The organism is Phenylobacterium sp. Root1290 (genome assembly GCF_001425305.1).
Taxonomy (GTDB): Bacteria; Pseudomonadota; Alphaproteobacteria; order Caulobacterales; family Caulobacteraceae; genus Phenylobacterium.
This window is the reverse complement of sequence record NZ_LMEE01000002.1, coordinates 453,230-466,908: the sequence shown is the minus strand read 5'-3', so window position 1 is coordinate 466,908 and position 13,679 is coordinate 453,230. Positions and strand designations below refer to the sequence as shown.

Below are 13,679 nucleotides of genomic sequence, written 5' to 3'. Positions count from 1 at the left end.
TCTTATATGATCTTCTATAGCCATTGGGGAGCCGAAAAGGAAAGATATTGCTATGCGGCACGCTGACGTGACGCTCGACGACAAATTCCTGCTCACGGAAGGTCGAGTCTTCATCACCGGCGTTCAGGCGCTGCTCCGGGTGATGATGGATCAGCATCGGCTGGACAAGGCCGCTGGCCTCAACACGGCCGGTTTCGTGTCGGGCTATCGCGGCTCGCCGCTGGGCGGCCTGGACCAGCAGGCCCACCGCGCCGGCAAGTTCCTCAAGGAAGCCGAGGTCGTCTTCAAGGAAGGCCTCAACGAAGACCTCGCGGCCACCGCCGTCTGGGGCAGCCAGCAGGCCAATCTGTTCCCGGGCGCCAAGTTCGATGGCGTGACCGGCATGTGGTACGGCAAGGCGCCGGGCGTCGATCGCACCGGCGACGCGTTCAAGCACGCCAACTTCGCCGGAACCTGGTCCAAGGGCGGCGTGCTGGCCGTGGCCGGCGACGACCACACCTGCAAATCCTCCACCCTGCCGTCGCAGTCCGAGTTCGCGTTCCAGGACTTCGAGATGCCGGTGCTGTCGCCGGCCGACGTGCAGGAAGTGCTCGACTACGGCCTGATGGGCATCGCCATGTCGCGGTTCTCGGGCCTGTGGGTCGGGCTGATCGCGCTGGCCGACACCATGGACTCAGGCGTCACCATCGACGTGTCGGTGAACCGTCACCAGATCGTCGTCCCGACCAACTTCAACATGCCGGCCGGCGGCCTCGGCATCCGGCTGAAGGACCAGCCGCTGGAGAAGGAGCGCCGGCTCCGCAATTTCAAGATTCCAGCTGCGCTCGCCTTCGCCCGCGCCAACCGTCTTGACCGGGTCATGCTCGGATCCTCGCGGCCGCGCCTCGGCATCGTCTGCCAAGGGCAGGCCTACAAGGACGTGATCGAGGCGCTCGCCGCCATGGGCATCTCGTCCAAACAGGCCTCCGATCTCGGCGTCGCCATCTACAAGGTCGGCATGCCCTGGCCGCTGGAGCCGACGGGGCTGCGCTCATTCGCGGCCGGCCTCGAGACGCTGATGGTCATCGAGCACAAGCGGCCGCTGATCGAGACCCAGGCCCGCGCCGCGCTCTACGACCTGCCGGCCCACGCGCGGCCCAAGATCGTCGGCAAGGTCGATGAGCAAGGCCATCCCCTGCTGTCGACGCTGGGCTCGCTTTCGGTGGCCGAGGTCGCGCTGGCGATCGCCGACCGACTTCCGCCCGGACCGCATATGGAGCGGGTCCACGACTATCTCAGCCGCGTGTCGGCCGCCTCGGTCGCCGCCGTGACCCTGGCCGCCGACCAGCAGCGCAAACCGTTCTTCTGCTCGGGCTGTCCGCACAACACCTCGACCCGCCTGCCGGAAGGCACGCGCGCCCTGGCCGGCATCGGCTGCCACTACATGGCCAGCTTCAACGACCCGCAGACCGACCTGAACAGCCACATGGGCGGCGAGGGTCTGACCTGGGTCGGCTCGGCGCCGTTCACCACCGAACCGCATGTGTTCGTGAACCTGGGCGACGGCACCTACAATCACTCCGGCTCGCTGGCGATCCGCGCCTCGGTGGCCGCCAGTTCGCACGTCACCTACAAGCTGCTGTTCAACGACGCCGTCGCCATGACCGGCGGCCAGCCGGCCGAGAGCGGCTTCACTCCCGCCCAGATCACCCGCCAACTGGCCTCCGAAGGCGTCGCCAAGACGGTGATCGTCGCCGACGATCCCAGTCGCTACGAGGGCGCCACCGACCTGGCGCCGGGCGTCGAGGTCAAGCCGCGCTCCGAGCTGATGGCCGTGCAGAAGATGCTGCGCGAGACGCCCGGGACCACGGTGCTGCTCTACGATCAGGTCTGCGCCACCGAGAAGCGCCGTCGCCGCAAGCGCGGGTCGATGGAGGTCGCCACCAAGCGCGTCTTCATCAACCCACTGGTCTGCGAGGGCTGCGGCGACTGCTCGAAGAAGTCGAACTGTGTCTCCGTCGAGCCGCTGAACACCGAGTTCGGCCGCAAGCGGAAGATCAACCAGTCGACCTGCAACACCGACTATTCCTGCCTGGACGGCTTCTGCCCGTCCTTCGTCACCATCGAAGGCGGCGAGAACGCCCAGGCCAAGACCATGCCGGCGCTGACCGCGGACTCGACCCCGCTGCCGACGTTCGAGCCGCTGGAGGGCGTACGCAACATCGTCTTCACCGGCATCGGCGGCACGGGCGTGACCACAGTCGCGTCCATCCTGGCGATGGCCGCGCACGTCGACGGGCGCGCTTCGTCGGTGGTCGACATGACCGGCCTGGCCCAGAAGGGCGGGGCGGTATTCTCGCACGTCCGCATCGGCGAGACCGAGGACACCGTCGTCGGCGGCCGCGTGCCGGCGGCCAGCGCCCACGTCCTGATCGCCTGCGACATCCTCTCGGCGGCCGGCGCCGACGCGCTGGCGCTCTACGCCAAGGACCGCACGGTCGCGGTCGGCAACGAGGACTTCGCGCCGACCGCCGACTTCGTCACCGACCGCGATGTGCGCTTCGACAGCGGCGCCATGTCCCGGCGGATCAAGGCGGCCAGCAAGGCCTACGACGAATGCCCGGCCCACCATCTGGCCGAGACCACCTTCGGCGACGCCATCTACGCCAACATGATCATGGTCGGCTTCGCCTGGCAGAAGGGCCTGATCCCGCTCTCCAGCCGCGCGGTCTATCGCGCCATCCGCCTGAACGGCGTGCAGGCCGAGGCCAACCTCCAGGCGTTCGAGCTGGGCCGCCGCGTGGCGCACGATCCCAGCCTGGCCCGGGCCGCCGAGGAGCACACGCCGACGCCCGAGACCATGCCGCTGGACGAACTGATCGCCCATCGGACCCGCGAGCTGACCGCCTACCAGAACGCGGCCTACGCCAAGCGCTATGCCGACACGGTGGCCAAGGTCGCGGCCGCCGAGGCGCCGCTGGGCGCCGACGCTCTGACGCGCGCCGTCGCCGTGAACCTCTACAAGCTGATGGCCTACAAGGACGAGTACGAGGTCGCGCGGCTCTATACCGACGGCCGGTTCGCGGCCGAGCGCGGCAAGACCTTCAAGGGCGGCAAGGCCAAGATCCTGCTCTCGCCGCCGCTGATCGCGCCCAAGGGTCCGGACGGCAAGCCCAAGAAGATCGAGTTCGGCGGCTGGATGCTGGAGACCGCGTTCCCGATCATGGCCAGGATGAAGAGCCTGCGCGGCGGGCCTTTGGACATCTTCGGCCGCACCGAGGAGCGGCGCATGGAGCGCGGCCTGATCGCCGAGTACGAGGCCGGTCTCGACAAGCTGCTGCCGGGCCTCGACGCCGGGCGCCTGGCCCTGGCGACCCAGATCGCCCAGGTCCCGCAGGCGATCCGCGGCTTTGGCCACATCAAGGAAGCCTCGGTGAAGGTCGCCAAGGCCGACGAGGCCAAGCTTTGGGCCAAGTGGGAGGCCGCGACGGCCTAGATCGGCAGGGCGTTGGCGCGTTCGGCGAGCAGCGCCGCCTTCAGCGCCCCATCGCCGTTGCGTCCGGCGGCCTCGATGATCGTCAGGTCGAGGAGGTCGCGCTGGGCGTGGCTGCCGCCGAAGCGGGCCGCGCGGTTGCGCACCTCGCGCAGACGATCGACGGTCTGGCCGAAATGGCCCTCGCCGAACGCATGGATCGCCTGCATGACCGGCAGACCGACCTCGCCTGTAAAGCCGGCGTTGTCCACGCCGCTGGTCAGGGCTTTCGCCTGCAGCTCCAGCAGGGCCTTGGCCGCTTTCGGTCGCCCGGCGCCGACAAAGGCCATCATCGCGTGGGCGTCGTCGAAGGCGTAGGTTCCCTTGTCGACCTTGGCCTCATAGGCGTCGGCCAGCGGCTCCCATCGCTCGCCCAGATCGACGCCGCGCAGGTGCAGCCGCCAGAGCAGCGCCGCCGCGTCCACCATGTCGAACGCCATATCCGATTTCGCGCCCCAGATCGGGCCGTCATACAGCGCCAGCACCTCGTCGACCTCGTCCAGGCCCAGGTGGAAGAGCGCCAGATGCCACCAGTTGTGCACCTGGAAAAAGCTCTCCTCGGTCCATGACGGGACATCGCCGCGGAACCAGGCGATCCCGTCGCGGCGGCGATCCTGCATCTCCATCACGTGGGCCACCGCATGGCGGGCCCAGCCGTTGCGGGCGTTGAGCTCGATGGACTTCCGACCGGCCTCCTCGGCGCGTTCGTAGTGGCCGGATTCCTCCAGGCCGAAGGCGTGCATGCCCAGCAGGGCATGGTAGCCGGGCTGGCCGGGCGACCATTGCGGCAACGCCCGTCCGATGCGGTCGCGCAACATGCGGCTGTCGCCGACCAGGAAGTCGATCAGGTGCCCGACCTGCAGGGCCAACCCATCGCGCGGATTGGCGATGGCGAGGTCCTCCAGGATCCGGGCCGCGGCCTTCAGTTCGCCGTCGCGCATCTTGGCGAGGGCGGCCAGGTGCCCGCGCTCGCGGTCGTTGGCGGGCAGGTCCTGTGCGTCGGCCAGGGCCGCGACGCCGATCTGCGAGGTCTCGGCGTTGGCGCCGATCAAGGTCAGGTAGGACTTCAGCGCATGGCCCATCACGAACTGCGGACTGTCGGCCAAGGCCTCGTCCAGCAGGGTCATCGGATCGCCCGCGTAGCAGTAGTAGGCCTCCAGGGCCTGCTCGTACCGCTCGGCCGCGCCGGCGCTGGCGCCGCTCAGAATGTCTCCGGAAAACGCCCGCACGCTCATCTACGCCTCCATCGAAGGGGCCTGAAAAATGGTGGGGTACTTGTCGGGAGTTATACGAGCGGCGGCCGATGGCGGCAATCTAAGGACGGTCGGCGACGGCCCTCCTGGGCGGCCTACTTCGCGGCCTCGCGGATGGCGGCCGTCAGGCTGTCGCGCGCGGCGTTGAGCTCTGCGGTGTCAGCCGCCGGCCAGGCCGAGTTGATCGCGATGACGAGGTCGTCCTTCGGGAAGGTGGTGATCGCCTGGCCGAAAATGCCGATCGCCTCATAGGCGCCGGCCTTTGGATTAACCCACCAGAAGTAGCCGTAGTCGCCGTATTCCGGATGCGCGGGATCGACGGCGACGTGCGAGCGGGTGGCGTCGGCGGTCCAGCCCTCTGGCGTGATCTGCTGACCGCCGGCCTTGCCGCCGCCGAGGATGAACATGCCGATGCGGCCATAGTCGCGCAGGGTCATCGACATGCAGCAGCCGCCGCGCTCGTGGCCTGCGACGTCCTCGGCCCAGATGGCGTCCTGCTCCATTCCGAACGGCGCCCAGATCTTCTCCGACAGATAGGTCGCCAGCGGCTTGCCGGTCGCCTTGGAGACCAGGATACCGACCAGGTCCGTCTCGCCGGTCGAGTAGTGGAACTTGGCGCCCGGCGTCACGTCGCGCGGCAGCTTTCGCATGTAGCTTACGATCGGATTGACGCCAGGCTCAGTCACCGCCTGGCCGACCTTGGCGACGTCGGAATTGAGGTCGGTGTAGTCCTCGTTCCACCTGGCGCCGGAGGTCATGGTGATCAGCTGGCCGACAGTGACGCCGTCATAAGCGCCGCCCTTGAGCTCGGGCACGTAGGTCGTAACCGGCTCGTCCAGGCTCTTGATGTAGCCATCCTTGATCGCCGCCCCGACCAGGGTCGAGGTCACCGACTTGGCGACCGAAAACGAGGTCCAGCGGTCGTCCGCATTTCTGTCGAGGCCGTAGCGCTCCAGCACCACCTTGCCGTCCTTGATCACCAGCAGGCCTGAGACGCGGTAGGCGGCCATGTAGTCGGCGACGCTCATGGTCTTGCCGCCGATGGCCACCTTCACCTTGTCCTCGATGGAGGCGCCGCCGGGCAGCGGGAACACGTGCTCGCCGCGCTTCACCACCTTGTAGGGGACGACCTTCTCCATCGACTTGTAGCCGAGCTTCTGCTGCTCGGGGGTCCAGGTCAGAACCGCCGCGCCGCCCGGCAACGGCGTGTCGGCCGCCGCCTGCGCCGCAACGGGCGCCAGCAGGAACGCCGCCGCCAGGGTGAGTTTCATTGCGTGCATGGCCGCCCTCCCGCTCTATTTATGATTGAAGGCCAAGCTAGAGAGCGCTGCGCGGTTTGCATACTGGCGTCCTTCGGCTAGGCCTTGGCGCATGGCGGATTTCGATTTCGATGCGGTGGTGGTCGGGGCGGGGGCGGTGGGCCTGGCTTGCGGCTATGCGCTCAGCAAGCGTGGCCTGGTGGTCGCGGTGCTGGAGGCCGGCCCGATCATCGGCGAGGGCGTCTCGGCCCGCAATTCCGAGGTTATCCACGGCGGGCTCTACTACCCGACCGGATCGTTGAAGGCGCGGCTCTGCGTCCAGGGACGGCGTGCGCTCTACGCGTTCCTCGATGCGCACAAGGTCGCCTACGACCGTTGCGGCAAACTGGTCGTCGCGACCAACGCCGAGGAGGTCGGCCGCCTGGACGGCATCCTCGAGCAGGCGGAGGTCAACGACGTCGAGGGCATGGCGCGCCTGACCAAGGCCCAGGCTCTGGCGCTCGAGCCCCAGCTCAACTGCGAGGCCGCGCTGATCTCCCCCGAGAGCGGCGTCTTCGACAGCCACGGCTACATGCTGGCTCTGCAGGGCGAGATCGAGGCGGCGGGCGGCGCGGTGGTCACCTCCACGCCGTTCGAAGGCGCGACCCCGCTCGATGGCGGCGGCTATTCGATCCGTGCTGGAGGGGCCGAGCCGACGACGCTGACCGCACGTCTTCTGGTCACCGCGCCCGGCCTTTCCGCCCAGGCTGTCGCCGGAGAGATCGAGGGCTTTCCGAAGGCCGGCATCCCGCCGCTGCACTACGGCAAGGGCGTCTACTTCCGGCTCAGCGGCAAGGCGCCGTTCGCGCGCCTGATCTATCCGCCGCCGATCCCCGGCGCCCTGGGCACCCACTATCGGCGCGATCTCGGCGGCCAAGCCGTGTTCGGCCCCGACCTGCACTATGTCGACGCGCTGGACTACAGCGTCGATCCGGCCTTGGGCGATGAGTTCTACGCCTACATCCGCAAGTTCTGGCCCGGCCTGCCCGACGGCGCCCTGGCGCCCGACTATGCGGGCATCCGTCCCAAGCTGCATGGCCCTGGCGAGCCGCAGCCCGATTTCCGGATCGACGGCCCGGAAAAGCACGGGCTGGCGGGCCTGGTCGCCCTGTTCGGGATCGAGAGCCCCGGCCTGACCTCCTCGCTGGCGATCGGCGAAGAGGTCGCCGGGCGGCTCGGCCTTTAGCCCTTCGGCGTGACCTTCAGGACCCGGCCGTTCTTGCTGTCGGTCGCCAGGTAGAGCGCGCCGTCGGGGCCGACGATCACGTCCCGGATGCGCTCGTTCAGGTCGGTCAGCAGGCGCTCCTCGCCGACCACCCTCCCGTCCTGCATGACCAGCCGCACCACGGCCTTGCTGGCCAGGCCGCCGATCAGGATGTTTCCCTTCCAGGCCGGGAAAAGGTCGGCCTCATAGAAGGCCATGCCGGCCGGCGCGATCACCGGGTCCCAGTAGTAGACCGGCTGCTCCATGCCTTCCTTGGCGGTCAGGCCGGCGCCGATCTGCTTGCCGGAGTATTCCAGGCCATAGCTGATGGTCGGCCAGCCATAGTCCTTGCCGGCCTGCGGCTGGTTCAGTTCGTCGCCCCCGCGCGCGCCGTGCTCGACTTCCCAGAGCTTGCCGGTCTTGGGATCGATGGCGGCCGACAGGATGTTGCGGTGGCCGTAGGACCAGATCTCCTGCTTCACGCCGGGCTTGCCGACGAACGGGTTGTCCTTCGGGATCGAGCCGTCGGAATTGATGCGGACCACCTTGCCGAGAGTGCCGTCCAGGCGCTGGGCCTGGGCGCGGCCTTCCAGGATCGAACGCTCGCCGGTGGTCACGAACAGCGTGCCGTCCGGCGCGAACGCCAGCCGCCCGCCATAGTGCTTGGTCGAGTTCAGCGACGGCGTCTGGTGGAAGATGACCTGCACGTTTTCCACGCGGTCGCCGGTCAGCTTGCCGCGCGCCACCGCCGTGTTGTTGGTCCCGTCGGCCGCCGGCTCGGCGTAGCTCCAGTAGATCAGGCCGTTCTCCGCGAACTTCGGATCGACCGCCAGGCCCAGCAGGCCGCCCTGGTCGGCGCCGACCACGGCGGGCAGGCCCATAACGGGTCCCGACAGCTTGCCGTCGGTCCCCAGGATGCGGAGTTGGCCGATGTGCTTTTCGGTGATCAGCAGTCGGCCGTCGGGCAGGAACGCCAGCGCCCAGGGCATCTCCAGGCCCTCGGCGATCGTCGTGACCTGGACCGCGACGTTCGACTTCACTTCCGGCGCGCGCGTCTGGCCGGCGAAGGCGGGCTTCTGGTCCGGCGCATTGGCAGGCTTGGAGTCCACCGGCGCGGCCGTCCTCGCCGACTGCGCCTGCCCGTCCGATCCGCCGCAAGCGGCGACCAGGGCGGCGAGGGCGGTGGTGATCAAGAGACGGCGCATCAGGGGCTCCAGGGGTTCAGGGACGTCCGGCGACGGCGGCCAGGGCTTCGGCCGGCTCGGCGCCTTCAAGGTGGATCAGCGACCAGACTGCAAAGAACAACAACGGCCAGCGTCCGGTTGCCTGGGTGGTGAAAGCGGCGCCCGCGTCGGGGCCGAGAATGCGGCGCACGGCTTCGACCCCGCCGATCCGCCCGGCGATCTCGCCGGCGCGCGGGGCGATCCAGGCGTCGACCGGCACGGTGAAGCCCTTCTTGCGCCCCCAGGGATCGGCCGCAGGGCACGCCTGCTCCAGCCACTTGCGCAGCAGCCATTTCCCATAGCGCCCCCGCACCTTCATGCGGTCGGGCAGGGGGAAGGCGAAATCGGCGACCTGCGGGTCCAGGAACGGCGTGCGCCCTTCCAGCCCATGCGCCATCAGGCAGCGGTCGAGCTTCAGCAGCAGGTCGTTGGGCAGCCAGGTGGCGATGTCGGCCCATTGCGCACGCTGCAGGCCGGAAAGCGTCTTCGGCGCGGACGCCGCGGCGCGCCAGCGCTCGACGACGCCCTGGTCCTCGGTCCGCGGTTCGGCGGGACGCCCGCCCAGCCAGGCGGGGCGCAGGGCGCGGCGATAGCGGCCATAGCCGCCGAACAGTTCGTCGCCGCCTTCGCCGGTTAAGACCACGGTCAGCGTGCCCTTGGCCGCTTCGGCCAACTTGTAGGTCGGCAGCGTGGCGTAGTCGGCGGTCGGATCGTCCATCGCCCAGGCGACCTGCGGCAGGATCCGCCAGAAGTCGTCCTCGCCGAAGCTGGTCTCGCGCCAGTCTAGGTTCAGCGCCGTGGCGACCCGTTCGGCCTGGCCCCGCTCGTCGCGCGCCCCGGGCGCCTCGAACCCGCAGGTGAAGGCAGTGACCGGCCGCGCGTTCAGCCGCGCCATCAGCGTCGCGATCGTCGCCGAGTCGATGCCGCCTGACAGGAACAGGCCATAGGGCACGTCCGAGCGCTGATGCACCCGCACGCTGTCTTCCAGCACGCTGTCCAGGCGCTTGATCAGTTGGGCTTCGTCGCCGCCCCGCGACGGCGGCCGCGCGGCGATCGCGGGCCTGACCTCGCGCGGCGTGATCTTGCCGTCCACGACCTCGACGATCTCGCCGGGCGCCAGGCGGCGCAGGCCCTTGAAGATCGTCTCGCCGGTCAGGGTGTAGTTGAAGGCCAGCAGCTCGCGCGCCCGATCCTCCGACAGCTCCGCCCCGATCAGGCCCGCCGCCAGGAAGGCGCGCGGTTCCGAGGCGAAGGCCACCGAGCCCTCGTGCTCGAGCAGGTACAGCGGCTTGATCCCGAACGGATCGCGCACCAGCCAGGTTCGCCCGTCGTTCCCGACCAGGCAGAAGGCGTACATGCCGCGCAGGCGATGAAAGGCGGCGGGGCCTTCCTTGGCGTAGATGTGCAGCAGCGGTTCGAAATCCGAGCCGGTGCCCATCTGGCCCTCGAGGCCGAACTCCTGCGCCAGTTCGACATAGTTGTAGATCTCGCCGTTGCCGATGACGGTCGAGCCGGCGCCGTGCAGAGGCTGCCACCCGCCTTCCAGGTCGATGATCGACAGGCGCGCATGGGCGAGGGAGCGTCCCTCGCCGTCCTCGACGAACACGCCGTCGGGGCCGCGGTGTGTCAGGGCCTCGATCATCGGGCGGGCCGAACCGCCCGCGCCGAGGATCCCTGCGATGCCGCACATCAGGCGGCTCCGTAGTCGGCGAACAGGCGCCGCCATTGGGCGACGACCGCCGCCGGCGAGAATTCGGCCTCGACTCGCTCCGATCCGTTCTGGACCAGGCGGATGCAGAGCATCGGATCGGCGATCATCCGGTTGACGGCCTCCGCCAGCGCCCCGGCGTCGTCGACCGGCACCAGCAGGCCGTCCTCCTCGCTGCGGATCAAGGCCGAGGGGCCCTGGCTGGCGGCCGCGACGACCGGCAGGCCGTGCGCCCAGGACTGGATGACCACATTGCCCAGCGGTTCGTAGCGCGAAGGGAACACGCAGATGTCCGCCGCCCGGTAGAGGGCCGAGGGATCGTTGCGCCAACCCAGGAAGCGAACGCGCGGCGCGACGCCCAGGGCGGCGGCCATGGCGCGCAGCTTTGCGTCCAGCGGCCCGGCCCCGGCGATCCAGAGGTAGGCCTCGGGGATGTTCACCAGCGCTTCGAGCGCCACATCATGCGCCTTGGCGTCGTGCAGCCGGCCCATGGCCAGCAGCAGCGGCACGTCTTCCGGCGTCTGCAGGTCGGCCCGATTGGCCGGCGCGGTGTCCGGCGGGGCGAGGGCGAAATTGGGAATGTAGCGGACCTTGCCCGCCGGCCAGCCTTGGCCCACCACCCACTCGGCGATGTCCTCGGTGTTGGCGACAAGCTCCTCGAAGCCCTTGTAGTACTTGATGTTGTAGTAACCGCCCAGCCGGCCGACCCGCGCCCACGGGCCGGCGGGCGTGTGGCGCGCCGCCCGGTTCATCCAGGCCAGCGCCAGTTTCACCTCCGAGCGGGTCGCAAAGGTCTTCAGCTTCGGCTTGGTCAGGATGTCGATGGGGCCGCCGAACCGGAACACGCCGGTCGGTACCTGGAGCCGCCGAAGCGCGGCCTCGCGATTCGGATTGGCGCGAATGGCGGCGGCCTGCTTCACCCCGTCGTCGGCCAGCGCCGCGATCAGATCGAGGAAATAGGTCTCCGCGCCGCCTTCGCCGGCCGTTCCCAGAAGATGCAGGACGCTCATGCCGGGGGGACCCTAGTGTGGGCCGCGCGAAAACGGAATCCGCTTTTGGTCGAGACGTCGCATCCAACCCGCTTGAAGATGCGAAAAACCCAATCTATAAACCGCGCCTCGCCGAATGGCCCGGCGGCTGGGTAGCTCAGATGGTTAGAGCGGTGGATTCATAACCCACAGGTCGGCGGTTCGATCCCGCCCCCCGCCACCACTTCAAAACGCCGGCCGGAACAGGCCTGCCAGCGTTTCAGACAAATCCGATCTTGCGATGACGCCGCGCCGTTCCGCGCTAGCCGGCGGCGGCGGCCGTCTCTGCGGCAATGGTCCGGATCGCCTTCTCGAAGGCGGCGGCGGGTTGGCCGCCGGAGATCAGGTAGCGGTCGTTGACGATCACCGCCGGCACCGAGCTGATGCCGGCCTGATACCAGTGCCGTTCGGCTGCGCGCACGTCATCGGCGTATTGGCCGGAGGTCAGGACCTCGCGCGCGGCGCCGCCGTCCAGTCCGGCGGCCTGCGCGGCGGCGACCAGCACCTCGTGGTCGGCCGGGCTCTGGTTCTGGGTGAAGTAGGCGTCGAACAGGGCGCGCTTCAGCTCATGCTGGCCGCCGGTCAGGCCGGCCCAGTGCAGCAGCCGGTGAGCGTCGAAGGTGTTGTAGATCCGGCTCTGCGCGTTGGTCTTCATCGTGAACCCGACATCGGCGGCGCGCGCATGAATCGCGGCGCGGTTGGTCGCCGACTGCTCGGGCGTGGCGCCGTACTTCTGGCCGACGTGCTCGACGATGTTCTGCCCTTCCGGCGGCATGTCCGGATTGAGCTCGAAGGGCTGGAAGTGGATCTGCGCCTGGACCAGGTCGCCGACATTGCGCAGCGCTTCCTCAAGGCCGCCGAGACCGACGACGCACCAGGGGCACGAGACGTCGGAGACGAAGTCGATCTTCATGGGCTGGGTCATCGCGGTTCCCTCGGTCAGGACGAACAACGCCCGCGCCAGGGGGGAATGGCGCGGGCGTTTCTCTGTAGACGCGAGCCTGGCGGGGGGGACCAGGTTTTTCTCGCCGTCAGGAGACAGATTGGGAGCCGGAGCCGACTTTGCAATGGCCCGATCAAGGCCATTTCGCGGTCGGCGCCGCTAGAGCGCCAGGTCGCGGGCCCAGCGCGCGAGCGCCGCCATTTCTTCGCGCGAGCGGCGGATGTCCTCGCGGATCACCACGCAGGTCGAAGGCTCGAAGACGCCTTTCTCGATGTGGATTTCGAGCGCCGCGATCAGCGCCTCCTGCGCGGCTTGGGCGCGCGATACCGGATAGATGTTGGACAACGCTGTGCTCCCTTCGCTCGCAAGCTTCACTGCAGGATCTACAGGGTCAATTATGAGCCGCTTATGCCGTCGTTGGGCGTCGCGATTGCCCGAAGGCGGCGGCTGGGCGATGATCGCAGTATGGAAGAAGGGGCGCCTGTTTTGAAGACCGCGATAGTCCTGGCCGGCGCCTTGGTCCTTTTGGGCGCGTGCTCGCCCCGGGACGTCACGAACAAGGCCGCCGAGATTTCGCTCTGGGCGCAGCGCGGGTTCGCCGAGTCCCAGGCGGACTATGGCGACAGTTTCCCGGCCTATGGCGGCGGCGACGGCTATGTCCGCCCGCCGACTCCGACGCCGTTCGAGCAGGCGGCCGCCGGCGCCGCGGCGGAGAAGGCTGATGCGCCCGCAGCGCAGCCGCCCGCCCCGCAGTATGTGGTGATCATGCCCTAGCGGTGGGCTGTTTCCCGCAGCGTCTTGACCCCGGCCGCATCGGTGGCGTGCCAGAGCGCAGGCAGGAAACGGCGAAGGCCCTTCGTCCAGCGCTTGCGATAGCGCCAGCCTTCGCCGTCCGGTGCGATGTCGAATTCGTAAGCGGGGGGCGGCGGCGCCTTGTCCATGATTGATCCTCACTCCAAGCGTTCGAGGCGCTGGGAGCAGGATCGGCGCCAACCCGCCGCTTAGCGGTCGTCGCGCAGGTAGACGACGTTGGAGCGGGCGCTGCTCATCAGGTGGCCGATCAGGAAGCCGGCCAGCGCCGCTGTGGCCAGCGCGATGTAGGGGCGCTCGTGCACGAACACGTCGGCCTGTTCGGCGCGCTGCTTGGCTTGCACCTTCAGCCGGCCGTATTGGTGTTCGGCCTCGCGGCGGGCCTGGCCCACCTTGTCTTCCATCACGGTTCGGGCGTCGCGCGCGAAGGTCGTCGCCGCTTCGGCCAGCGCGCCGGACGCGGCCACCGCGCTCTTCTGAGCCCGCTTGGCGGCGCGCTTGGTCTCGGAGCGCACGTCGCCGGCGGCGTCCTTGAAGGTGTCGGCGGCTTCGCGCACGGCGTCGCGCGCCTCGCCGTTGGTGCCATAGGCGTTGGTCATAAAATCTCTCCGCTCGGTGGACGCGCCGCGCCCGTTCTCCTGGGGGTGAGCCCTTGAAACGAGAGGGGGAACCGACGGTTCCGGTCAGCCTACGGAAAAGGC

At 68.8% G+C, this 13,679-nt stretch carries 12 protein-coding genes and 1 tRNA gene; 4 read left to right on the top strand and 9 right to left on the bottom strand.

The window, feature by feature from the left end:
* The first annotated feature begins 52 nt into the window (after positions 1-52).
* Positions 53-3,475: an indolepyruvate ferredoxin oxidoreductase family protein gene (locus ASC79_RS11660; protein ID WP_056016144.1), complete on the top strand. Its 3,423-nt coding sequence runs from the start codon at positions 53-55 to the stop codon at positions 3,473-3,475.
* Here the strand turns inward: ASC79_RS11660 and ASC79_RS11655 are convergent.
* Both ASC79_RS11655 and ASC79_RS11650 read right to left on the bottom strand, forming a co-directional pair.
* Positions 3,472-4,746 (bottom strand): tetratricopeptide repeat protein, encoded by a 1,275-nt coding sequence (locus ASC79_RS11655; protein ID WP_056016141.1) that lies wholly within the window; start codon positions 4,744-4,746, stop codon positions 3,472-3,474. The two genes, ASC79_RS11660 and ASC79_RS11655, sit on opposite strands and share 4 nt — an antisense overlap.
* Before the next feature lie 113 nt (positions 4,747-4,859).
* Positions 4,860-6,044, bottom strand: a complete 1,185-nt coding sequence (locus ASC79_RS11650) for a serine hydrolase (protein WP_156378250.1) — start codon at positions 6,042-6,044, stop codon at positions 4,860-4,862.
* A 91-nt stretch (positions 6,045-6,135) separates the two neighbouring features.
* Between ASC79_RS11650 and ASC79_RS11645 the strand changes: the two genes are divergently transcribed.
* A complete protein-coding gene (locus ASC79_RS11645; RefSeq protein ID WP_056016135.1) occupies positions 6,136-7,248 on the top strand; it encodes an NAD(P)/FAD-dependent oxidoreductase in 1,113 nt (370 codons plus the stop codon).
* Here ASC79_RS11645 and ASC79_RS11640 read toward each other — a convergent pair.
* From ASC79_RS11640 to ASC79_RS11630, 3 genes are read right to left on the bottom strand one after another with little or no spacing between them, the layout of a single operon-like run.
* Positions 7,245-8,471, bottom strand: coding sequence for a PQQ-dependent sugar dehydrogenase (locus ASC79_RS11640; RefSeq protein WP_056017894.1), 1,227 nt, complete (start codon positions 8,469-8,471; stop codon positions 7,245-7,247). The two genes, ASC79_RS11645 and ASC79_RS11640, sit on opposite strands and share 4 nt — an antisense overlap.
* Before the next feature lie 16 nt (positions 8,472-8,487).
* Positions 8,488-10,179: an asparagine synthase (glutamine-hydrolyzing) gene (asnB, locus tag ASC79_RS11635; RefSeq protein ID WP_056016132.1), complete on the bottom strand. Its 1,692-nt coding sequence runs from the start codon at positions 10,177-10,179 to the stop codon at positions 8,488-8,490.
* The gene (locus tag ASC79_RS11630) at positions 10,179-11,207 is read right to left on the bottom strand and encodes a glycosyltransferase (protein ID WP_056016129.1); all 1,029 of its coding nucleotides are present in this window, start codon (positions 11,205-11,207) and stop codon (positions 10,179-10,181) included. Before ASC79_RS11630 ends, asnB begins: the two co-directional genes overlap by 1 nt.
* Before the next feature lie 125 nt (positions 11,208-11,332).
* On the opposite strand from ASC79_RS11630, the gene ASC79_RS11625 reads away from it, so the two are divergent.
* A tRNA-Met gene (locus ASC79_RS11625) sits at positions 11,333-11,409 on the top strand.
* A gap of 78 nt (positions 11,410-11,487) precedes the next feature.
* Here the strand turns inward: ASC79_RS11625 and ASC79_RS11620 are convergent.
* Positions 11,488-12,150: a DsbA family oxidoreductase gene (locus ASC79_RS11620; RefSeq protein ID WP_056017891.1), complete on the bottom strand. Its 663-nt coding sequence runs from the start codon at positions 12,148-12,150 to the stop codon at positions 11,488-11,490.
* A gap of 177 nt (positions 12,151-12,327) precedes the next feature.
* Positions 12,328-12,513: a hypothetical protein gene (locus ASC79_RS11615; RefSeq protein WP_056016126.1), complete on the bottom strand. Its 186-nt coding sequence runs from the start codon at positions 12,511-12,513 to the stop codon at positions 12,328-12,330.
* 141 nt (positions 12,514-12,654) lie between these two features.
* Between ASC79_RS11615 and ASC79_RS11610 the strand changes: the two genes are divergently transcribed.
* Positions 12,655-12,942 carry a hypothetical protein gene (locus tag ASC79_RS11610; RefSeq protein WP_056016123.1) on the top strand — a complete coding sequence of 96 codons (288 nt, stop codon included), beginning with the start codon at positions 12,655-12,657 and terminating at the stop codon, positions 12,940-12,942.
* Here ASC79_RS11610 and ASC79_RS21080 read toward each other — a convergent pair.
* A complete protein-coding gene (locus ASC79_RS21080; protein WP_156378249.1) occupies positions 12,939-13,109 on the bottom strand; it encodes a hypothetical protein in 171 nt (56 codons plus the stop codon). The genes ASC79_RS11610 and ASC79_RS21080 overlap by 4 nt on opposite strands.
* Positions 13,110-13,169: 60 nt before the next feature.
* Positions 13,170-13,577, bottom strand: a complete 408-nt coding sequence (locus tag ASC79_RS11605) for a DUF883 family protein (protein ID WP_056016121.1) — start codon at positions 13,575-13,577, stop codon at positions 13,170-13,172.
* Positions 13,578-13,679 lie beyond the last annotated feature (102 nt).